This is a genomic window from Bordetella pseudohinzii (assembly GCF_000657795.2).
GTDB classification, from domain to species: Bacteria; Pseudomonadota; Gammaproteobacteria; order Burkholderiales; family Burkholderiaceae_B; genus Bordetella; species Bordetella pseudohinzii.
Genome location: NZ_JHEP02000006.1, coordinates 90,232 through 109,909 on the forward strand (window position 1 = coordinate 90,232; position 19,678 = coordinate 109,909).

At 67.4% G+C, this 19,678-nt stretch carries 21 protein-coding genes; 13 read left to right on the forward strand and 8 right to left on the reverse strand.

What is annotated here, in order from left to right; genetic code table 11:
- The 8 genes from L540_RS09685 to mpl all read right to left on the reverse strand — a co-directional run bounded on the left by L540_RS09685 (nt 1) and on the right by mpl (nt 8,553).
- Nucleotides 1–837, reverse strand: a complete 837-nt coding sequence (locus L540_RS09685) for a symmetrical bis(5'-nucleosyl)-tetraphosphatase (RefSeq protein WP_043209912.1) — start codon at nt 835–837, stop codon at nt 1–3.
- A gap of 46 nt (nt 838–883) precedes the next feature.
- Entirely contained in the window at nt 884–2,047 is a 1,164-nt protein-coding gene (gene lptG / locus L540_RS09690) for an LPS export ABC transporter permease LptG (protein ID WP_043209910.1), read from the reverse strand.
- A gap of 82 nt (nt 2,048–2,129) precedes the next feature.
- Nucleotides 2,130–2,846, reverse strand: coding sequence for a monofunctional biosynthetic peptidoglycan transglycosylase (mtgA, locus tag L540_RS09695; protein WP_043209908.1), 717 nt, complete (start codon nt 2,844–2,846; stop codon nt 2,130–2,132).
- Nucleotides 2,847–2,855: 9 nt separating this feature from the next.
- Complete coding sequence (aroE, locus tag L540_RS09700; RefSeq protein ID WP_043209906.1) at nt 2,856–3,725, reverse strand: shikimate dehydrogenase; 870 nt, start codon at nt 3,723–3,725, stop codon at nt 2,856–2,858.
- On the reverse strand, nt 3,722–4,594 hold the full coding sequence (locus tag L540_RS09705; RefSeq protein WP_043209904.1) for an energy transducer TonB family protein: 873 nt from the start codon (nt 4,592–4,594) through the stop codon (nt 3,722–3,724). The genes aroE and L540_RS09705 overlap by 4 nt, the downstream gene beginning before the upstream one ends.
- 44 nt (nt 4,595–4,638) lie before the next feature.
- Nucleotides 4,639–6,519 (reverse strand): RNB domain-containing ribonuclease, encoded by a 1,881-nt coding sequence (locus tag L540_RS09710; RefSeq protein WP_043209903.1) that lies wholly within the window; start codon nt 6,517–6,519, stop codon nt 4,639–4,641.
- A 53-nt stretch (nt 6,520–6,572) separates the two neighbouring features.
- On the reverse strand, nt 6,573–7,172 hold the full coding sequence (locus tag L540_RS09715; protein WP_043209900.1) for a YqiA/YcfP family alpha/beta fold hydrolase: 600 nt from the start codon (nt 7,170–7,172) through the stop codon (nt 6,573–6,575).
- A gap of 10 nt (nt 7,173–7,182) precedes the next feature.
- The gene (gene mpl, locus L540_RS09720; protein ID WP_043209896.1) at nt 7,183–8,553 is read right to left on the reverse strand and encodes a UDP-N-acetylmuramate:L-alanyl-gamma-D-glutamyl-meso-diaminopimelate ligase; all 1,371 of its coding nucleotides are present in this window, start codon (nt 8,551–8,553) and stop codon (nt 7,183–7,185) included.
- A 98-nt stretch (nt 8,554–8,651) separates the two neighbouring features.
- On the opposite strand from mpl, the gene L540_RS09725 reads away from it, so the two are divergent.
- The 13 genes from L540_RS09725 (at nt 8,652) to L540_RS09780 (ending at nt 19,651) form a co-directional block, all read left to right on the forward strand.
- Nucleotides 8,652–9,176, forward strand: coding sequence for a TlpA family protein disulfide reductase (locus tag L540_RS09725; protein ID WP_043211004.1), 525 nt, complete (start codon nt 8,652–8,654; stop codon nt 9,174–9,176).
- 75 nt (nt 9,177–9,251) lie between these two features.
- Nucleotides 9,252–9,686, forward strand: a complete 435-nt coding sequence (gene aroQ, locus L540_RS09730) for a type II 3-dehydroquinate dehydratase (RefSeq protein WP_043209895.1) — start codon at nt 9,252–9,254, stop codon at nt 9,684–9,686.
- 90 nt (nt 9,687–9,776) lie between these two features.
- The gene (gene accB / locus L540_RS09735) at nt 9,777–10,223 is read left to right on the forward strand and encodes an acetyl-CoA carboxylase biotin carboxyl carrier protein (RefSeq protein WP_043209894.1); all 447 of its coding nucleotides are present in this window, start codon (nt 9,777–9,779) and stop codon (nt 10,221–10,223) included.
- A gap of 9 nt (nt 10,224–10,232) precedes the next feature.
- Nucleotides 10,233–11,579 (forward strand): acetyl-CoA carboxylase biotin carboxylase subunit, encoded by a 1,347-nt coding sequence (gene accC / locus L540_RS09740; protein ID WP_043209892.1) that lies wholly within the window; start codon nt 10,233–10,235, stop codon nt 11,577–11,579.
- Nucleotides 11,580–11,665: 86 nt separating this feature from the next.
- Entirely contained in the window at nt 11,666–12,574 is a 909-nt protein-coding gene (gene prmA / locus L540_RS09745) for a 50S ribosomal protein L11 methyltransferase (protein ID WP_043209889.1), read from the forward strand.
- A gap of 21 nt (nt 12,575–12,595) precedes the next feature.
- Nucleotides 12,596–13,705 (forward strand): DUF3426 domain-containing protein, encoded by a 1,110-nt coding sequence (locus L540_RS09750; protein ID WP_043209887.1) that lies wholly within the window; start codon nt 12,596–12,598, stop codon nt 13,703–13,705.
- A gap of 9 nt (nt 13,706–13,714) precedes the next feature.
- The gene (locus L540_RS09755) at nt 13,715–14,656 is read left to right on the forward strand and encodes a carbohydrate kinase family protein (RefSeq protein ID WP_043209885.1); all 942 of its coding nucleotides are present in this window, start codon (nt 13,715–13,717) and stop codon (nt 14,654–14,656) included.
- Nucleotides 14,657–14,829: 173 nt separating this feature from the next.
- Nucleotides 14,830–15,333 (forward strand): outer membrane lipoprotein, encoded by a 504-nt coding sequence (locus tag L540_RS09760; RefSeq protein WP_043209884.1) that lies wholly within the window; start codon nt 14,830–14,832, stop codon nt 15,331–15,333.
- A gap of 220 nt (nt 15,334–15,553) precedes the next feature.
- Nucleotides 15,554–15,790 (forward strand): acyl carrier protein, encoded by a 237-nt coding sequence (locus tag L540_RS09765; protein WP_032963323.1) that lies wholly within the window; start codon nt 15,554–15,556, stop codon nt 15,788–15,790.
- The gene (locus L540_RS09770; RefSeq protein ID WP_043209882.1) at nt 15,771–16,946 is read left to right on the forward strand and encodes a D-alanyl-lipoteichoic acid biosynthesis protein DltD; all 1,176 of its coding nucleotides are present in this window, start codon (nt 15,771–15,773) and stop codon (nt 16,944–16,946) included. Before L540_RS09765 ends, L540_RS09770 begins: the two co-directional genes overlap by 20 nt.
- The gene (locus tag L540_RS22070) at nt 16,943–17,068 is read left to right on the forward strand and encodes a hypothetical protein (protein WP_095075167.1); all 126 of its coding nucleotides are present in this window, start codon (nt 16,943–16,945) and stop codon (nt 17,066–17,068) included. Before L540_RS09770 ends, L540_RS22070 begins: the two co-directional genes overlap by 4 nt.
- Before the next feature lie 7 nt (nt 17,069–17,075).
- Nucleotides 17,076–18,203 (forward strand): MBOAT family O-acyltransferase, encoded by a 1,128-nt coding sequence (locus L540_RS09775; RefSeq protein WP_043209881.1) that lies wholly within the window; start codon nt 17,076–17,078, stop codon nt 18,201–18,203.
- Between the two features lie 11 nt (nt 18,204–18,214).
- On the forward strand, nt 18,215–19,651 hold the full coding sequence (locus tag L540_RS09780) for a D-alanine--poly(phosphoribitol) ligase (protein ID WP_043209879.1): 1,437 nt from the start codon (nt 18,215–18,217) through the stop codon (nt 19,649–19,651).
- The last annotated feature ends 27 nt before the right edge of the window (nt 19,652–19,678 follow it).

Below are 19,678 nucleotides of genomic sequence, written 5' to 3' on the forward strand. Positions count from 1 at the left end.
TTATTCGGACAGCGGGTCCTGGAACTGGCTGCACTTGATCTGCACCAGCTTGCGGTCCTGCAGCCGCATGGCGGTCAGGGCGCCGCCCCAGACGCAGCCCGTGTCCAGGCAGATCAGGTGAGGCCGGATCAGCAGACCCAGCGTGGACCAGTGGCCAAAGACAATGGTCACATCGCGCGTGGCGCGCTGCGGCACATCGAACCAGGGCACTAGGCCGTTGGGCCAGGCGCCCGGGGCGACCTTGGTGGCGAATTCCATATGGCCGGCCGGCGTGCACAGGCGCATCCGCGTGAGCGCGTTGATGATGACGCGCATGCGCTTGCCGCCCTTGTGGTCTTCCTTCCAGTTGACCGGCTCGTTGCCATACATCTTTTGCAGGGCTTTCTGCCAATTGGGGCCGCGCAGCGCGGCCTCCACTTCGCCCGCCAGCGCCAGCGTTTTCTTGACATCCCACTTGGCCAGCACGCCCGCGTGCACCATCAGGTGCTCGTGCGCATAGTGGGCCAGCGGCCGGTGGCGCAGCCAGTCGATCAGCTCCGCCGCGTCCGGGGCATTCAGGATGTCATCCAGCGTGTCCGAGCGCGAGGGCTTGCGCACGCCCGCCGCCGTGGCGAGCAGATGCAGGTCGTGGTTGCCGAGGATGGCCACGGCGCGGTCGCCGAGCGCCATGATGCGCCTCAGGGTCGCCAGCGAATCCGGGCCGCGGTTGACGAGATCGCCCGCAAACCAGAAGCGCGAATCGGGGTCGGACGCGATATCGGGGTGCGCCAATAATTGCTGCAGCGGTGTGCAGCACCCCTGCACATCGCCAATCATCCAGATGCTGCCAGTCGTCATGCCGACGCTAATCTCCGCGTTGAGGAGGTCCAGGCAAGGGCTGCTGTCAGGCAGCCTTGCGTTGTTGCGAGTGACGGGTGAACCCGTGCCGGTATTCCATCATGACCAGCGCGCCGAGCGCGAGCACCATGGCGGCGACGTTCGGGCCCAGGGCCGTCAGCCAGGGCGGCCAGCGGCTGAGCATGCCGACGTTCAGGGCCAGCTGGTTGACCATGAAGAAGGCCACGCCCATCAGGATGCCGATGAAGACCTTGGCGCCGACGCCGCCGCGGCGGGTCTGCATGAAGGCGATCGGCGCGGCGATGGTGATCATCACCAGCAGGGTGAAAGGATAGACGAACTTGCGCCACAGGGCGACGATCTGGCGATCGGCCTGCAGCTGGTTGTGGTGCAGATAATCGATGTAGTCCAACAGGGTGAGGGCCGACATGCGCTCGGGCGTCAGCACGCGGGCCAGCAGCCGTTCGGCACTGAGCGTGGTGTCCAGGCGCAGGCTGGGCTGCTTGTTCACCGAGGCCGGCGGCGTGGCGGGCGGCCTGGCGTTGGCCAGGGCCTCGGCGGCCTTGTCGTCGATGCGCGTCTGCACCACGTCGGTCAGGACCAGGTCGCCCTCGGTGAACTGGCCGGTGGCGGCCGTGGACAGGGACTCCAGCTGCTGGTTGGGCTTGAACTCGTACAGGGTGACGTCGCGCACCTGGCCGTCGCCCAGCAGGGTCTTGATATTGATGATGCGGGTGCCGCCATCGCGCGTCGGCTCCTTGAACCAGTAGCCGCTGTTCAGGCGCCCGCCGCCGGCCTTGCCCCGGAAGACGAGGTCGGCTTCGCCGCTCTTGATCTCGGCGATGGGGGTGACGTACTCCGAGAGCAGGGTCGCGCCTATCATCAGCGGGATGGTGATGATCCAGAGCATGCGCATCAGCCGCATGCCGCTGACGCCCGACACGCGCAGGATGACCAGCTCATTGCGCTGCGCCAGGCCGGCCAGCGCCAGGATGGCGCCGATCAGCAGGCCGATGGGCAGCAGGTCGTACAGGCGGGTGGGCAGGGCCAGCGCCTGCATATAGAGCAGGGCCAGCATGCTGAATTTGTCGCCCACGTTGTCCAGGTCATCGACCAGGGCGAAGAACGTGAACAGCCCCAGCAGGGCCAGAAGGACCACTGCGCAGGAGCGATAGATCTCGCGGGCCAGATAGCGGCGGGCTGTACGCATGAATCTCGAGAAACCTTCAGGGCGCTGGGCGCGTAAAACACAAAACTTTAACAAATATGGAACCGGTCCCGCCGGTTAAGGGTTACGGAATGTCCACCATGCGCATCCGGCGCAACAGTGTTGCCGTGCGGGAATTGAGATAGCTGGTGTTCCGGTGCTTGTCGTAGTACTGGGGATTGGGCAGCATGGCCGCCAGCCGGGCCGATTGCGCGGCTCCCAGGCTGGCCGCGCCCGTGCCATAGTAATGGCGCGCCGCCGCTTCGGCCCCGAATACGCCCACGCCCCATTCCGCCACGTTCAGGTAGAGCTCCAGGATGCGCTCCTTGGGCATGACGTGTTCGATCATATAGGTAAGCACCAGCTCCTGTCCCTTGCGCAGATAGCTGCGCGAGCTGGACAGGAACAGGTTCTTGGCCAATTGCTGGGTGATGGTCGAGCCGCCGCGCATTTTGCTGCGGCCCCGGGCCTGCTGCTCGTGGTTGTATTCCCAGGCCTTGCGTATGGCGTCCCATTCGACGCCGTCGTGCTCGGTGAAATTGGCATCCTCGGAGGCCACCACGGCCCGCTTGAGCGAGGCGCTGATGCGATCGTAGGGCACCCAGGTATAGCGCAGCTCGGCCTTGGGATCGGTTTCGCGCAGGCGCGAGAGTTCCTGGCGCATGATGGCGCTGCTGCCCGGATCGCGATAGGCGTACCACACCACCATGGAGAACATGGCCAGCTCATAGATGAGCACCAGGCACAGCAGCGCCATGATGGCGCCGGTGACGATGCGAAACCAGGAACGGGAGCGCGCCATGCGGGCCGCCTAGTCCTCGGCCAGCAGCTCGGCGCGCAGCGCGGTCAGCACCGGGGAAGGATCGGGCCGCTTGCCGTGCCAGATGAAAAAGCTCTCGGCCGCCTGGCCCACCAGCATGCCCAGTCCGTCGGCGGTGCGCGCCGCGCCGTCGGCCGTGGCCTGCCGCATGAAGGCCGTGGGGCGGGGACCGTAGACCATGTCGTAGGCCAGCGCATCGGGGGCATACAGCTCCCCGGGCAGCGCCGGCGCCTCGTCCAGCAGGCCGCTGGCGGTGGCGTTGATCACGACGTTCCAGCCGCCGCTGCGGGCCGCCTCGGCCAGGCCCCCGGCGGTCATGCGGGCGCTGCTGTGTATGCCGCTGGCCTGCCAGGCGGCGACCAGCTCGGCCGCGCGCGCGGGGTTGCGGTTGACGATGCGGATTTCGGCGCAGCCCGTCTCGGCCAGCGGCTGCAGCACGCCGCGCGCCGCGCCGCCGGCGCCCACCAGCAGCAGGCGCGCGCCTTGCAGCGCGGCGCCCAGGCGCTTGAGGTCTTCGACCAGGCCCACGCCGTCGGTGTTGCAGCCATGCAGCATGCCGTCGCGCCAGGTCAGGGTGTTGACCGCGCCGGCCACGCGCGCGCGCGCCGACAGATGGTCATGCGCCAGCGCATAGGCTTCCTGCTTGAAGGGCACCGTGACGTTCAGGCCGCGGCCGCCGGCCAGGAAGAACTTCCAGACCGTGTCGCGGAAACCGTCCAGCGGCGCGGGCAGGCGCCCGTATTCCAGGGCGATATGGGTCTGTTCGGCGAACATCGCATGGATCTGCGGCGAGCGGCTGTGCGCCACGGGGTTGCCGATGACGGCGTAGCGCTGCAGCGCGGGAACCTGGGAGGGGGTCATGGGGCGGAGGTTTCCAGGGAATCGTTGACGAAATGCCAGGTGCGCGTGATGACCAGCACATCGGTATCCCGGGCCAGTTCGGGCGGGAAGGGGGCGAAGGGCGCGGCCATCTGCACGATACGCCGCGCGGCCTGGTTGAGCACGGCATGCGGCGAGGGCTGGTCGATGTCGAAGCCGGCCAGGCTGCCGTCGCGGCGGATGCCGACCGTGATGCGCAGCGTGCCGTAGATGCGTCCGCGCGCTTCTTCCGGGAAGTGCTGGGTGCCGATGGTTTCGATGCGGGTGCGCCAGGCGTCCAGGTAGGCGGCATAGGGCGAGGCCTGGGCGGCCGGCGCCACGAAGGTCTTGCGCGGCAGCGCGCTATAGGCCTGCACGCGATTGGCCAGCGTGGCGACCTGGGCATTCTGCACGATGCCGGCCTGGTCCTCGACGCTGTCGCCCGGCGCCTGGGATTCATCCCAGGGGTGCACGGGCTCGCGCGCGGCGCCGGCCCGGTCTTCGGCTTCGAGCTGGGTCAGCAGGCGCGTCTGTTCGGCTTCGAGCTGGGCCTGGCGCTTGCGCATGGCCTGCAGCACGATGGTGTCGGGCGACTCGCCCGTGCGCGGCATGGGCGTGCTGGCCACGCCCGAACGGGCATTGCCGCCGCCGTCCACCGCGGCCTGGGCGTGCACCTGGGCGCGGGGCGGCGGCGTGTCGGTATGCGCATTGAGCAGTGTGATCTCCAGGCTGGAGAGGGGCGCGCGCGGCAGCGGCGGCGCCGTGAAGCGCCAGGCCAGCAGGCCCGCGTGGACCAGCAGCGAGATGGCGATGGCGATCGGCAGATAGCGTTGGCCGGGCGCCTGGAGAGGGGTGAGGAGGGAGCGGTGCACGACAGCATTTTAGGGGAACCGTCCGCTCCTCGCCCAGGCCGGCGCTAGGCCGGGCCGAGGTAGCGGCAGTCCAGCTCGAGCGACAGCTCGTCCATGCCCATGATGTCGATTTCGACCGGCGCGCCGCGCTCCAGCTCGGGCAAGCCGCCCACCCGGGTCACGAGGGGGGCATTGCCCAGGCGCACCAGGTCGTCGCGCAGGACGTGGGCCACGCTGCGGCTGATGTTCTGCTGGCGCAGCCAGCGCAGGCACCAGTAGCGCTCCATGGCGTTCTGGAAATCGGCCCAGGCGGCGTACTGCGCGTCAAAGGCGCCGATGATGGCGAATAGATCGGCATCCTTGGGCTTGAAGGGCGCCACCAGCCGGGCCGAGACGCCATGCTCCACGGCGGCGATCAGCTGCCATTGATTGACCAGGTCGACGTAGCGGCGCAGCGGCGAGGTGCTCCAGGCGTACTGCGGCACGCCGATGGCCTCGTGCGGCAGGGCCTGGGTGCTCATGCGCACCCGGCCGGCCTGCTGCGAGCGGTAGATGCCGGGCACCCCATGCTGGTGCAGCAGCCCGCCCCACAGATTGTTGGCCAGGATCATGTATTCGGCCACCATGCGGTCCAGCGGCGCATTGCGCTGGCGCGGCACCAGGCGCACCGGGGTGTTGGGGTCGTCGGGGTTGCCGTCCAGGTAGAAGCTGTATTCCACCCGGGAGTTGTTTTCCGGCTTGCCGCGGATGATGTCGCGCCGCGCCGACAGCGCCTGGGCCAGCTGCCACAGGGGCCGCAGCCAATGGCCGTAGGGCAGGGGGGCGTCCGGATCGGCCAGGGCGGCCTCGGACACCTCGGTGTCGAGCTGGTTGTGGCGCAGGTTCTCGCGCACCACGATGCGTTCGATGCGGGTCTCGGAGGCGATGATCTCGCCGCTGGCCGGGTCGGCCGTCACATAGAGCGAGAGGGCGGGCACTTCGCGGCCGGCGTCCAGCGAAAAGGTCTGGATGACCGAGTCCGGCTGCATGGGGATCTTGTCGCCCGGCATATAGACCGTGGACAGGCGCTGGCGCGCCAGCTTGTCCAGGTCGCTGCCGCGCGTGACCGACAGCCCGGGGGCGGCGACGTGGATGCCCACGCGCACGCGGCCGTCGGACAGGCGGGTCACCGACAGGGCGTCGTCGATCTCGGTGGTGGTGACATCGTCGACCGAATAGATCTCGGCGTCGGCCAGCGGCAGCTCGCGCTCCACCGTGGGCAGGATGATCTCGGGAAAGCCCGCGCCGCGCGGGAAATTGACCGCCATGAAACGCCGCTTGTGCAGGGCCAGGGCATGCGGCCAGGCGCCCAGCTCCAGCAGCAGCCGCTCGGGGCTTTTCTGCAGCCGCGCGCAGGCCGCGTCCAGGGCCTTCCATTGCATGGTGTTCTTGTCGGGGCGCACCAGCAGGGTTTCGGCCATCTGGCCGATTTCCTCGGGCAGCCTGCCCTGGGCCATGTCCTCGACCCAGGCCTCCTGCTGCTCGGCCTGGCGCTGTTTCTTCTCGAGCGCGGCCAGGGCCGCCTGCAGGATGTCGGGCGGCGCCGGGCGGTAGCGGCCCTTGCCGCGCCGATGGAAGTAGACCGGCGCGCCATGCAGGCGCATCAGCAGGGCGGCCTGTTCGACCGCGCTGGGCGCGTGGCCGAAATATTCCGCCGCCAACGCGGGCGCGTCGAATTCCTCCTGCGGCGCGCATTCCCAGAGAAAGGCCAGGTCTATGCTCTCGGCCAGCGCGGCCGCCTCGCGCATCAGGGCGGCGGGTTCGGGCGAGGCGAAGGTGAACAGCGTGTTGGCACGCTTGATCTTGCTGCGTTTGCCCGACTCCGACTCCACCTGCAGGCTGGCGTCAGTCTCCGACAGGATGTTGCCGGCCTTGAAGCTGCCGTCATCTTCGTAAAACACGTACATATATCAGTCCATCGGGCCGGGGCGCTCCGCGGCCTGGCATATCGGGAATTTAATCAGTGGGGGTCGCCCAGGGCAAAATCAAGCACCTCCGGCATCCATTGCGCGAAGTCGGATACGCCGTGGTCGCTGCCCGGGATGATGCGTTGCCGGCAAGCCTCGAAACGTTCGCACATCTCGCGCCAGTCCAGGACTTCGTCGCCGGTGGCGGCGAGCAGGAAATAACGTTCCGGATGGGTCAGGATGGGGACATGCAGCTCGCGCAATTCCTGCACATATTCGGGCAGAAAGACGAACGGCGCCGCAGAATGATACATCGTGTGTTCGCCCACCTGGGTGGCGAGGTCGCGCGGCGCATTCACGGCCGGGTTGATCAGCACCGCCTTGCAGTCCAGCGTTTCGGCCAGCCAGGTGGCATAGTAGCCCCCCAGCGAAGAGCCCACGACGGTCAGCTGGCGCGGCGGCGCGCCGGCCAGCAGGGCCTGCGCCGTCTCCCGCGCCAGGATGGCGGCCGCGCGCGGACTGGCCGGCAGGGCCGGGCAGGCCCAGTCGCGCTCCCGGCCCAGGTCGGCCATGGCCTGGGCCATCAGCCGCGCCTTGAACGAGTCGGGCGAGGAGCGGAATCCGTGCAGATAGAGGATCTTGGCGTCAGGCATGGCGGCGGCCTTAATGGGGACGGGCTAGGGCGTCGAGCAGCTTGCCGTGCACGCCGCCAAAGCCGCCATTGCTCATGACCAGGATGTGATCGCCCGGGCGGGCGGCCTGGCTCACGGCCCGGACCAGGGCGTCCAGGTCATCGTAGCTGCTGGCGCGCGCGCCCAAGGGCGCCAGCACCTCGCCGGGGTTCCATCCGAGGGCGTGCTTGCCCTCGTGGGCGCCGAAGCAGAACACCAGGTCGGCGCCCGCCAGGGCCTGCGGCAGGCGGGCGGCCATGGTGCCCAGTTTCATGGTGTTCGAGCGCGGCTCCAGCACGGCCAGGATGCGGGCCGCGCCGACCTGGCGGCGCAGGCCGGCCACGGTGGTCGCAATCGCGGTCGGGTGGTGGGCGAAGTCATCGTAGACCGTCACGCCGTTGACCGTGCCGCGCACTTCCATGCGCCGCTTCACGCCGGCAAAGCGGCTCAGGGCCGCCACGCCGTCGGCCGCCGGCACGCCGATGTCCTCGGCGGCCGCCAGGGCCGCCAGGGCGTTCATGCGATTGTGTTCGCCGCCCAGCGTCCAGCGCACCGTGCCTACGTCGTGGCCGTCGCGCAACACCGTGAAGGCGCCCTCTTCGTCGGCCGGGCCGGCCTGCCAGGTCCCGCCGGCGCCAAAGCGCACCGTCCGCGACCAATTGCCCCGGGCCAGCACGCGCTCCAGCGCCTCGCTGCGGGTGGGCAGGACGATGCAGCCCTCGGAGGGGATGGTGCGCACCAGGTGGTGGAACTGGGTCTCGATGGCCGCCAGATCGGGGAAGATGTCGGCGTGATCGTATTCCAGGTTATTCAGGATGGCCGTGCGCGGACGGTAGTGCACGAATTTCGAGCGCTTGTCGAAAAAGGCCGTGTCGTATTCATCGGCCTCGATCACGAAGGGGCGCACGTCGGGCTGGTAGCGGGCCGAGACCTTCAGGTCCGGCGCGACGCCGCCGATCAGGAAATTGGGCTTCAGGCCGGCCTGCTCCAGTATCCAGGCCAGCATCGAGCTGGTGGTCGTCTTGCCATGGGTGCCGGCCACGGCCAGCACATGGGCCTGCGGCAGGATGCTGTCTCCCAGCCACTGCGGCCCCGAAATATAGCGGGCGCCGCTGTTGAGGATGGCTTCCATCAGCGGATTGCCCCGGCTGACGACGTTGCCGATCACGAACAGATCGGGCTTGAGGGCCAGTTGCTCCGCTCCGAAACCCTCTATGAGGGAGATGCCCTGTTCGGTCAGCTGAGTGCTCATGGGCGGGTAGACGCCCGCATCGCAGCCCGTCACTTTATGGCCGGCCGCGCGCGCGATCAGCGCCAGTCCGCCCATGAAGGTGCCGCAAATGCCAAGTATATGTAGATGCATGGGGTTCTCCTTCCGGCATTGTAGAGGGGAAGGGCGCGGCCGGCTTAGGCGCGGCCGGCTCAGGCGCGGCCGGCCGTGGACGGTATATGATGGGCGCCATGAACCGACGTCTCTTCGTTTCCGCGGGCGTGGCCGCCATCGTGGCGGCGGCCGGCGGCTATTTCTACCAGCGTTCGGGGCGGCCGGCCGCCCCGGCGGCCGGCGATCCGCTGGCGGCGTTGTTGGCCATGTCGCTGCCGGACCTGCGGGACCAGCCGCAAGCGCTCGCGCAATGGCGCGGCCAGCCCATGGTGATCAATTTCTGGGCGACCTGGTGCGCGCCTTGCGTCAAAGAAATGCCCGAGCTTGACGATATGCACAAAAAGGCCGGCGAGGTGCGTTTTGTCGGGATTGGTGTCGATACTGCCGACAATATGCGAAAATTCGTCGAGAAAGTGCCCGTTTCCTATCCCTTGCTGGTCATGGGCGCCGGGGCGATCGACGTGCTGCGCGGCCTGGGCAACCCCGCTGGCGGCCTGCCGTTTACTCTGGTTTTGAACGCAGATGGCAGCATTAACCAGAAGATCCTGGGCCAAATCGATCCGGCCGCGCTCGAAAAGACCGTTCTGGCCCTCTCCGCCTGAGCCAGTTGCGCAAATAGTTCGAATTGGCGTAAAAAGGCGGTTTATAGATTGTTTTGCCAGCAACTGGCAGGCCAAATGGCGCGACGCATCCTGGTATTGCATGGCCCGAATCTGAATCTCCTCGGAACCCGGGAGCCCGAGATCTACGGCAGTCTCACGCTTGCCCAGATCAACGAGGGCCTCGAATCCTTGGCGGCGGAGCTCGGCGTCAGCTTGTCGGCCTGGCAGAGCAATCATGAAGGGGCCTTGGTGGATCGTATCCAGGCAGCCGCCCATGACGGTACGGACTTCATCATCATCAATGCGGCAGCCTACACGCATACCAGTGTGGCCGTGCGCGATGCGCTGGCCGGAGTGGCGATCCCATTTATTGAAGTACATTTGTCCAACCTGTATAAGCGCGAGACCTTCCGGCATCACTCCTACCTCTCCGATATCGCCATCGGCCTTATCAGCGGCCTGGGAGCGAACGGTTACGAGGCGGCCTTGCGCTATGCGGCGCGGCATTGAAACTCACCCGGACCCACGTTTTTCCTTAGCAAAACATCACGAGCTCCCGCTGTGCGCGGGCGCCGCCAACATTATCGGGAAGCAGCTTCCATGGACCTCCGAAAACTCAAGACCCTGATCGACCTCGTGGCTGAATCGGGCATTGCCGAACTTGAAATCACCGAAGGCGAGGGCAAGGTTCGCATCGTCAAGTTCTCCCAGGCCCTGCAACCTGTCGCCTATCACGCGCCCGAGGCCGCGCCCGCCGTCGTGGCCGCCGCGCCCGCCGCCGCGCCGGCCGCCCCCGCCGCGCCGGTCATCCAGGGCCATGTGGTCAAGGCCCCCATGGTCGGCACCTTCTACCGCTCGCCCAATCCGGGCGCCGCTCCCTTCGTGGACGTCGGCCAGAGCGTCAAGGAAGGCGATGCGCTGTGCATCATCGAGGCCATGAAGCTGCTCAACGAGATCGAAGCCGACAAATCCGGCGTGATCAAAGAAATCCTGGTCGAGAACGGCGAGCCGGTCGAATACGGTCAACCGCTGTTTGTCATTGGCTGATAGCGCAAAATGTTTGAAAAAATCCTGATCGCCAACCGCGGCGAGATTGCTCTGCGCATCCAGCGCGCCTGCCGCGAGCTGGGCATCAAGACCGTGGTGGTGCACTCGGAAGCCGACCGCGAGGCCAAGTATGTGCGCCTGGCCGACGAGTCCGTGTGCATCGGACCGGCGCCGTCCCGCGAAAGCTACCTCAATATGCCGGCCATCATTTCGGCCGCCGAGGTCACCGATGCGGAAGCCATCCACCCCGGCTACGGCTTTCTCTCCGAGAATGCCGATTTCGCCGAGCGGGTCGAGAAAAGCGGCTTCGTCTTCATCGGACCGCGCCCGGAAACCATCCGCCTCATGGGCGACAAGGTCAGCGCCAAGCGCGCCATGATCGAGGCCGGCGTGCCCGTGGTGCCTGGTTCGGAGGGCGCCTTGCCCGACGATCCCCAGGAGATCATGCGCGTTGCCCGCGAAGTGGGCTATCCGGTCATCATCAAGGCCGCTGGCGGCGGCGGCGGGCGCGGCATGCGCGTGGTGTACACCGAGGCGGCCCTGCTCAACGCGGTCAACATGACCCGTTCCGAGGCGGGCGCGGCCTTCAATAACCCCGAAGTCTATATGGAGAAGTTCCTGGAGAATCCGCGCCACGTGGAGATCCAGGTGCTGGCCGACGGCGGACGCAACGCCGTCTGGCTGGGCGAGCGCGATTGCTCCATGCAGCGCCGCCACCAGAAAGTCATCGAGGAAGCGCCGGCGCCGGGCATTCCGCGCCGCCTGATCGAGCGCATCGGCGACCGCTGCGCCGACGCCTGCCGCAAGATGGGCTATCGCGGCGCCGGCACCTTCGAATTCCTGTTCGAAAACGGCGAGTTCTATTTCATCGAAATGAACACCCGCATCCAGGTCGAGCACCCGGTGACCGAATTGATCACCGGCGTGGACCTGGTCCAGCAGCAGATCCTGATCGCCGCGGGCGAGAAGTTCGCGCTGCGCCAGCGCGACGTGGCCTTCAAGGGCCATGCCATCGAGTGCCGCATCAACGCCGAAGATCCCTTCCGCTTCGTGCCCAGCCCCGGCCGGATCACGAACTGGCATACGCCGGGCGGCCCGGGCGTGCGCATCGATTCGCATGCCTACAATGGCTATTTCGTGCCGCCCAATTACGACTCGATGATCGCCAAGGTCATCACCTATGGCGACACGCGCGAACAGGCCCTGGCCCGCATGCGCATCGCCCTGTCCGAAATGGTGGTCGAAGGCATCCAGACCAACATCCCGCTGCATCGCGAGTTGCTGCAGGATGCCCGCTTCATCGAAGGCGGCACCAGCATCCACTATCTGGAACACAAGCTGGCTCAGCGTCCCTGAGCAGCGACCGGGGCCCGCGCGGCCCCTTTTTGTATTGATGGCGACAGGGCCCGCGATGCGCGGGCCTTGCCGCAAGGAAGAAGCACATGCGTGAATTGGTCCTTTACTGCCGCGAGGCCCAGGCCGAGGCACTGTCCGATGCACTGCTGGAGGCCGGCGTGCTGTCGGTGTCCGTCGAGGATGCCGACCTGGGCACCGAGGATGAACGGCCGCTGTTTGGCGAGCCCGGCACCGAGCCTTCGGTGCAGGCCTGGGACCGCAATCGCGTGGTCGCGCTCCTGCCCGATGGCGCGGATCCCGCGCAGTTGCTCGAAGAGGCCGCCCAGTCCGCCAACCTGAACGCGGCGGACTTTGCCGGCTGGACCTTGCGCGATGTGCCCGATGCCGACTGGGTGCGCCTGACGCAGTCGCAGTTCGGTCCCATCCGCATCTCCGACCAGTTGTGGATCGTGCCGAGCTGGCATCGCGATGACGACAGCGTGCAGACGCCCGAGGGCGCCATCCGCATCGAACTCGACCCGGGCCTGGCTTTCGGCACCGGCAGCCATCCCACCACCCATCTCTGCCTGGCCTGGCTGGAGGCCGAGCTGCCCGCCGGCGCCGACGTGCTGGACTATGGCTGCGGCTCGGGCATCCTGGCCATCGCCGCGCGCAAGCTCGGCGCAGGCCCGACCACGGCGGTGGACATCGATCCGCAGGCCGTGCAGTCCACGCGCGACAACGCCGAGGTGAACCAGGTGAGCCTGGCGGCCGAGCTGCCCGAGGGCCTGGCCGATGGCCAGTTCCGGGTCGTGGTGGCCAATATCCTGTCCAACCCCCTGAAGGTCCTGGCGCCCATGCTGGCCGGCCGCGTGGCGCCGGGCGGCGATCTGGTGCTCTCCGGGGTGCTGGAGCGCCAGGCCGAAGAGGTCGCCGCCGCCTATGCGCCCTGGATCGCCATGTCGGTGTGGCGCGCCCGCGACGGCTGGGTCTGTCTGCACGGCCGCAAGGCCTGAGTCTCGGGCCGGGGCAAGATCATGTCGCTGGTGACCCGCTGCCCGCATTGCGCAACCGCCTTCAAGGTGGTCGCCGATCAGCTGCGCGTGCGCAATGGCCTGGTGCGCTGCGGCGTCTGCAATACGGTCTTCGACGGCAGGGCCTGCCTGGTCACGCCGGACGAGCCCGATCCCGCCGGGCGCGCGCCGCTGCCGGTGGTCGAGCAGGTCGTGCCGTCCGCGCCCGAAACCGCCGCCGTCCCCGCCCCTGAGCCTGCCGCCGCGCCCGTGCCGGCGCCGGCCGTGCTGCGCGGACGCGACGCCATGCGCCAGGCCGAACCGGCCGAGGAGACGGACCAGGACGAAGACGACGCGCTCGACGAGGCGTCCCGCGAAGACGGGGATGACCACGCCCGCCGCGGCGAAGCCGCCGGGGACGAGACCTTCGGCGCCGATCCCTGGCGCCGCGGCCCCCGCGAGCCCGTCCTGGCCGCCGACCCGGATGTGGCCGATGCGCCCGATGAACCCGGCCTGGCCGATGCGGCGGACGAAGGCCTGGCCGTTCCCGGCGAGCGGCGCACGCGCTATTCCAGCGCGACCGACAGCGGCCGCACGCCGCCCGAATTCCTCGATGACGACAGGCTGCGCTCGCGCGGCCTGGGCCGGCGGCTGTGGGCGCTGGCCTGCCTGTCGGCCCTGCTGGCCCTGGGCCTGCAGCTGGTCTATGTCTATCGCGGCAGCATCGCCACCAATGCGCCCATGCTGCGGCCCGTGCTCGAACTGGCGTGCAAACCCCTGGATTGCAGCGTGGGCTATGTCCGGCGCCTGGAGCGCATCGCGATCACCTCGTCATCGCTGCGCACGCCGCAAGGCGCGGCGGCCAGCGCCGCCGAGGGCCGCTCGCCCATGGTGCTCAACGTGGTCATGCGCAATCGTTACGACAAACCCCAGCCCTGGCCCGCCCTGGTGCTGGAGTTGACCGATATTTCGGATACCGTGGTGGCGCGCAAGGTGCTCATGCCCCAGGATTATCTCGATCCCGCCCAGGCCGGGGGGCCGTTTGGCGCGGGCGCCGAGGTCAGCCTGGCGGTGCCCATCGAGGTCCAGGGCATCAATGTCAACGGCTACCAACTCGATAAATTCTTTCCCTGAAGGATAACCATGGTTTCTCCTGTGCTGGTTTGCGGTTCGATGGCGTTCGACACCATCGCTGTCTTTGAAGGCCACTTCAAGGATCACATCCTGCCGGACCGCATCCAATCGCTGAGCGTGTCCTTTCTGGTGCCCGGCATGCGCAAGGAGTATGGCGGCTGCGCGGGCAACATCGCCTACAACCTCAAGCTGCTGGGCGGCCAGCCGGTGCCGGTGGCCACGGTGGGCGAGGACTCCGGCGATTATCTCGAACGCCTGAACGGCCTGGGCATCGATACCGGCCGCGTCAAGGTCGTGCCGGGGACGTTCACGGCGCAGTGCTTCATCACCACCGACCTGGACGACAACCAGATCACCGCCTTTCACCCGGGCGCCATGTCTTTCTCCGCCCAGAATGACCTCAGCCAGGCCGAAGCCGCCTGGGCCATCGTCGCGCCCGACGCCAAGGAAGGCATGTTCGCCCACGCCCAGGCCCTGGCCGCGCGCCGCATCCCCTTTATCTTCGACCTGGGCCAGGCCATGCCGCTGTTCGATGGCGCGGACCTGGAACGCATGCTCGGGCTGTGCCAGGCCCTGACGGTCAACGACTACGAAGCCAGCGTGGTCGAGCAGCGCACCGGCCGCGGCATGGCCGAAATTGCCCGCGGCCTGCGCGCCGTGGTCGTCACGCGCGGCGCGCAGGGCGCCACGCTGTACACCGAGGGCCAGGAGATCCGGATCGAACCGGTCCAGGCCGAGGCCGTCGTGGACCCGACCGGTTGCGGCGATGCCCATCGCGCCGGCCTGCTCCACGGCCTGACCGCGGGCTGGAGCTGGGCCGACAGCGCGCGCCTGGCCAACCTGATGGGGGCCATCAAGATCGCCTCGCGCGGTCCGCAGAACCATGCGCCCGACCGGGCCGAGATCGGCCGCCGCCTGCAGCAGGCCTATGGCCTGTCGCTGCCGGCCTGAGCGTCAAGAAACGCAAGGATCCGGAACCAAGCCGCCCCGGCATCCTTCTAATCTGTCATGGCCGGGGCGCGGCGCCACCTGTTTTGGTTGCACCCTGTTTCGAGCCGGGCAACGAAAAGTGTCGTGGCAGAGTATTATCGAATGTGTCGGTACATCCCGATCGAGGAGTCTCAATGAGCACAACAATTTCTCCGTCCATTTCGGCTGGCCGTATCGGCCGCGGAATCGTCGTGGTCACGCTGGCTGCCAGCATGGCGGTGCTGGCCGGTTGCGCCAATCCCAGCGCGTCCAGCGGGGTTTACAGCTATGACCAGGCCCAGCGCGAGCAGATCGTTCGCACGGGCACGGTGACTGGCGTGCGCCCGATCACCATCCAGAACGACAAGTCCAGCGGCGTCGGCATGGTGGCCGGCGGTGCCCTGGGCGGCGTGGCCGGCAACGCCATCGGCGGCGGCACGGGCCGCACCATCGCCACGGTCGGCGGCGCCATCCTGGGCGCGCTGGCGGGCAATGCGGTCGAAAACCAGGTCGGCAAGGCCTCGGGCTACGAAATCACGGTGCGCCTGGATAATGGCGAAACCCGTGTGGTCGCCCAGGAAGCCGACGTGCCGGTCAGCGTGGGCCAGCGTGTCCAGGTCATCAGCGGCAGCGGACCGACCCGCGTGGTTCCCTACTAAGCCAGCCAGCGGCAAGGCGATGAACACCCTCCGGGCACCCGGGGGGTGTTTGCTTTTGGGCCGCGCCGGCGCTGTTGCGCCGTTCCGACAACGGCCCAAGCGATACGGAAAATTCCGCAAGCTTTCAGAAAACCGTCAGTATCTGTTGGTATAGTCGCGCTGCTAACTCCGGGGAGGCGGGAGTCATCAGCCCCGTCAGGCGGCGCAGCACCCTATACCTATGCATACTGAGCAAGAACTCCATACCCGTATCGCCGAGATCGTCGAGTCGATCGTCCTGAAGAAAGTCACCGCCGATACCCCCTTGATTGCCTCCGGCCTGGTCGATTCCCTGGCCGCGGTGGACATCACTCTCGCTGTCGAGTCCGAGTACGGCTGCAGCATTCCCGCTCCGGAAATCGCCGAGCACATGCAGTCGGTCCGCACGCTCGCCGGCTATGTCGCTGCCCATACATAATTCCCGGCTGTTGTCGCATATCGCTGCGGCAATCACGGCCTGTCTGCTGGCTGTGATGTCCTATTGGGCGGCGGATCGCTTCTTGGACCGCAACGTCCAGCCCATCTCCAGCGCGCCCGCCATCAAGGACAACTATCTGCCCAATCTAGGGCCGGATTGGGGCACGCAGCATGTCAACCTGAACCGCCTGTCGCGGGCCCTGAGCGATGGCACGCTGGTGGTGCTGGGCTCCTCCGAGCTCTCCAGCCACGATCTGCGTTTCGTTCCCTATCATTTCTTCCCGCGCGAGCTGAAAGTCCCGACGCTGGCCTATGGCCACGCCATGTTCCAGTCCTATGGCATCGTCAGTGTGCTGGAATCGGTGGCGGATTCGCTCACGCCCAACACCCGCCTGGTGGTCATGGTGTCGCCGGCCTGGTTCGCCTCCGGCGGCCAGCTGCCGCGCTCGGCCTTTGCCGAACATGTGACCGGTCCGGTCTGGGACCGCCTCTGGGACCGGCAGGCGACCCGTGAGCAAATGCAGACCTGGATCGGCGCCAATGCCAACTGGGGGCTGCTGTGGCTGCTGGCCAACGGCCAGGTCGCGGAGTTCAAGGACAAGCTCGCCGCATGGTGGCATGCGCGCAGCCAGCCGGCGCCCGATCGTCCGCGCAGCGCGCTGGCGGTGCCGGCGCATAAATTCGTGGCCTGGCCGTCCTCGGCCCGCCTGTCGGGCCAGCACTGGAGCGAACTGATCGACCAGGCGGTCGATGTCGAGCGCCAGCTGGGCAGCAAGAATCCCTACGATGTGCGCGACGACTACTACGAGAAATACCTGGCGATGCTGCCGTCGCCGGCGCGCAGCGAGTTTCCGGATGTCCCGCCCATGACCCGCCCCGAGCTGGGCGACCTGGCGCGCGTGATGGCGCTGCTGCAGCAGCGCAAGGTGCGCGCCTATTTTGTCATCCAGCCCTTCAATCCCAAGCTGATCCTGGACGTCGAGCGCTTCGATCCCGTCGTCACGGCCATCCAGGGCATGTGCGAGCGCTATGGCATGGGCTGCCTCGATCTCTACAGCATCCCCTTCCAGCCCGGCATGGTGCGCGACGACATGCATCTGGCCGAAGTGGGCTGGGCCATGGTCGACAGGGGCATTGCGGAGTTCTTCTCGCGATGAAACGTTTCTTCTGGCATCTCTGCCTCTACCTCGGCCTGATCCTGGTCTTCATCCTGCAAGCGCAGCCCCCCACGGGCAGCGGCGGGCCGATCAAGGTCGAATTCCAGTATCAGCAGTTCTGAGGCGGCCATGGAACTGTTCGGTAGCCTGAATTTCTTTGGCGGCGCCATTGCCGGCGGCCTGGGCCTGTTGCTCTATCGCTCGCTGGCCATGCCGTGGCGCCTGGGCTACCGCCATGTGATCGCCGCGCTGTCGGTGCTCATCTGGCTGGCGGTCTTTGGCGTGCGGCCCTGGCAGCCCCTGGGTTTGTTCGCCGTCTCGGGCGCGGCCTTGTGGGCCAACCGGCGGGGTTGGGCGCCGACCTGGCTGTCGGTCATCGTCACCATGGCGCCGCTGTTGCTGGTCAAGACCGGCGTCACCCATCTGCCCGCCATGCTGGGCCTGTCGTTCGCGACCTTCCGCGCCATCGATGTGCTGCTGTTCGCGCAACGCAATGAGCGCGTCTCGCCGCTGGACTATTTCATCTATCTCTTTTTCCCGCTCACGCTGCTGGCCGGTCCCATGTACCGCTGGCGCAATTTCCAGGCCGATCTGAAGCGCGGCTACGATGGCGTGACGCTCGATACCTGGCTGACCGGCCTGGAGCTGACGCTGCTGGGCATCATCCAGAAGTTCGGCCTGGCCGAAGCCATCTGGCGCTATGGCCTGTCCACGCTGGACGCGCACGACTATTCGTTTACCGGCGTGGCGGCCAATGCGACCCTCTATAGCTTTTACCTGTTCTTTGATTTCGCCGGCTATAGCAGCATGGCGGTGGGCATAGGCATGTTCTTCGGCTTCGTGCTGCCGGTCAATTTCCGCAATCCGCTGGCCACGGTCAATCCGCAGGACTTCTGGCGGCGCTGGCATATCAGCCTGTCGGAGTGGCTGCGCGACGTGATCTTCATGCCCATCTACAAGGCCTTGTCCAAGACGGCGTTCTTCGGCCGCCACCGCCTGGCCGCGCAGAATATCGGCATCTTCGCCACGCTGCTGGCCATGGGCATCTGGAACGGCCTGTCCTGGCACTACGTGGTCAGCGGCATCATGTTCGGCTGCTATTCCGTGGGCCATAACCTGCTGATCAACGCGGCGCGCACGCGGCCCGCGCTGGCTGCCTGGCTGGCGCGCGCTTGGGTGAAGTTCGCCGGCCGCGTGCTCACGCTCATCCTGGCCGCGCTGGCGCTCTATGTGTTTAGCGGCCGCAGTCCGATCTGATCCCCCCAGTCATGCGTTTTGATCTGAATACTTTCGAGTTCGTCCCGTCGGCGCGCGCGCCGCAGGCGCTGGCCGTGGCGGGCGCCGATGGCGCGCTGAGCTGGCAGGCGCTGGCCGAGGCCGCCGCGGCCTGGGCCGCGCGCGCCCGCGAGCAGGGCATCACGGCCGACGTGCCGGTGGTCATCTACGGCCACAAGCAGACCGCATTCTTCGTGGCCATGGTCGGCGCGCTGATGCTGGGCGCGCCCTTCGTGCCGGTGGACACCATTTATCCGGCCGAGCGGCTGCGCCGCATCGTCGAGATCGTGCGCGCCGGCGCCGTCTACGATGCCCAGGCCGATCGCTTCGAGGCCGGCGCGCCGCAGCCGCGCGCGCTGGACGAAAAAGGCCTGGCCTACGTGATCTTCACCTCCGGCAGCACGGGCGACCCCAAGGGCGTGCAGATCGGCCGCGAAAGCGTGGCCCTGCTGGGTGCGTGGATGAGCGGTTTCGGGCTGGGCGAGGCGCCGGTCTTCATGAACCAGGCGCCCTTCAGCTTCGACCTCTCCATGTACGAGGTCTTCGGCACGCTGGCCCTGGGCGGCACTTGCGTGCTGAACGCCCGCGAGCAGATCGCCGCGCCCGCCGAGTGGTATGCGCGGCTGGCGGCCCATGGCATCAGCTGCTGGGTGTCGACGCCGTCGTTTGCCCACCAGCAGCTGGTCAACCGCGACTTCGCGCCGTCGGTGCTGCCCGCGCTCGACAGCTTTCTGTTCTGCGGCGAGCCGCTGACCGTGGCGCTGGCGCGCAAGCTGCGCCAGCGTTTTCCGCAGGCGCGCATCCTCAATACCTATGGGCCGACCGAGGCCACGGTGGCCACGACGGCCATGGTCATCGACGATGCGGTGATCGCCGCCCACGATCCCTTGCCCATCGGCTACGCCAAGCCCGAGGCGCGCGTCTATGTCGAGGACGGAGAACTGTGCATCGTGGGCGACCATGTCATGCGCGGCTACCTGAACCGTCCCGACCTGAACGCGAGCAAGTGTTTCCGTGCCGCCGATGGCCGGCGGGGCTTTCGCACGGGCGACCTGGGCGAGCAGGGCGAGGACGGCCTGCTATTTTGCCGCGGGCGCATGGACGACCAGATCAAGCTCAACGGCTATCGCATTGAGCTGTCCGAGATCGACGCGGCCTTGCACGGCCTGGCCGGCGTGCGCGCGGGCGCCTGCGCCGTGCTGCGCCGCCCGGACGGCACCGCCGTGCGGCTGATCGGTTTCCTGGATGCGGATGTGCCGGCGCCGGGTTTTGCCGGCGAGGCGGCCCAGGCCGAATGGAAGCGTCTCCTGGCCGAGCGCCTGCCGCCCTATATGGTGCCCGCCGAGCTGGTGCTTTGCCCGTCCTTGCCGGTGTCCAACAACCACAAGACGGACCGCAAGAAACTGCTGGAGATCTACGCGGGTCTCTGATGTGAAAAGGGCGCCTCGCGGCGCCCT

Excerpts from the sequence above, each read along its gene's own strand:
- L540_RS09775 (WP_043209881.1), top strand. The coding sequence starts at position 17,076 with ATGGAACTGTTCGGTAGCCTGAATTTCTTTGGCGGCGCCATTGCCGGC.
- L540_RS09725 (WP_043211004.1), top strand. The coding sequence starts at position 8,652 with ATGAACCGACGTCTCTTCGTTTCCGCGGGCGTGGCCGCCATCGTGGCG.
- L540_RS22070 (WP_095075167.1), top strand. The coding sequence starts at position 16,943 with ATGAAACGTTTCTTCTGGCATCTCTGCCTCTACCTCGGCCTGATCCTG.
- lptG (WP_043209910.1), bottom strand. The coding sequence starts at position 2,047 with ATGCGTACAGCCCGCCGCTATCTGGCCCGCGAGATCTATCGCTCCTGC.
- L540_RS09755 (WP_043209885.1), top strand. The coding sequence starts at position 13,715 with ATGGTTTCTCCTGTGCTGGTTTGCGGTTCGATGGCGTTCGACACCATC.
- mpl (WP_043209896.1), bottom strand. The coding sequence starts at position 8,553 with ATGCATCTACATATACTTGGCATTTGCGGCACCTTCATGGGCGGACTG.
- prmA (WP_043209889.1), top strand. The coding sequence starts at position 11,666 with ATGCGTGAATTGGTCCTTTACTGCCGCGAGGCCCAGGCCGAGGCACTG.
- L540_RS09715 (WP_043209900.1), bottom strand. The coding sequence starts at position 7,172 with ATGCCTGACGCCAAGATCCTCTATCTGCACGGATTCCGCTCCTCGCCC.
- accB (WP_043209894.1), top strand. The coding sequence starts at position 9,777 with ATGGACCTCCGAAAACTCAAGACCCTGATCGACCTCGTGGCTGAATCG.
- L540_RS09765 (WP_032963323.1), top strand. The coding sequence starts at position 15,554 with ATGCATACTGAGCAAGAACTCCATACCCGTATCGCCGAGATCGTCGAG.
- mtgA (WP_043209908.1), bottom strand. The coding sequence starts at position 2,846 with ATGGCGCGCTCCCGTTCCTGGTTTCGCATCGTCACCGGCGCCATCATG.
- L540_RS09685 (WP_043209912.1), bottom strand. The coding sequence starts at position 837 with ATGACGACTGGCAGCATCTGGATGATTGGCGATGTGCAGGGGTGCTGC.
- L540_RS09760 (WP_043209884.1), top strand. The coding sequence starts at position 14,830 with ATGAGCACAACAATTTCTCCGTCCATTTCGGCTGGCCGTATCGGCCGC.
- aroQ (WP_043209895.1), top strand. The coding sequence starts at position 9,252 with ATGGCGCGACGCATCCTGGTATTGCATGGCCCGAATCTGAATCTCCTC.
- accC (WP_043209892.1), top strand. The coding sequence starts at position 10,233 with ATGTTTGAAAAAATCCTGATCGCCAACCGCGGCGAGATTGCTCTGCGC.
- L540_RS09770 (WP_043209882.1), top strand. The coding sequence starts at position 15,771 with ATGTCGCTGCCCATACATAATTCCCGGCTGTTGTCGCATATCGCTGCG.
- aroE (WP_043209906.1), bottom strand. The coding sequence starts at position 3,725 with ATGACCCCCTCCCAGGTTCCCGCGCTGCAGCGCTACGCCGTCATCGGC.
- L540_RS09750 (WP_043209887.1), top strand. The coding sequence starts at position 12,596 with ATGTCGCTGGTGACCCGCTGCCCGCATTGCGCAACCGCCTTCAAGGTG.
- L540_RS09710 (WP_043209903.1), bottom strand. The coding sequence starts at position 6,519 with ATGTACGTGTTTTACGAAGATGACGGCAGCTTCAAGGCCGGCAACATC.
- L540_RS09780 (WP_043209879.1), top strand. The coding sequence starts at position 18,215 with ATGCGTTTTGATCTGAATACTTTCGAGTTCGTCCCGTCGGCGCGCGCG.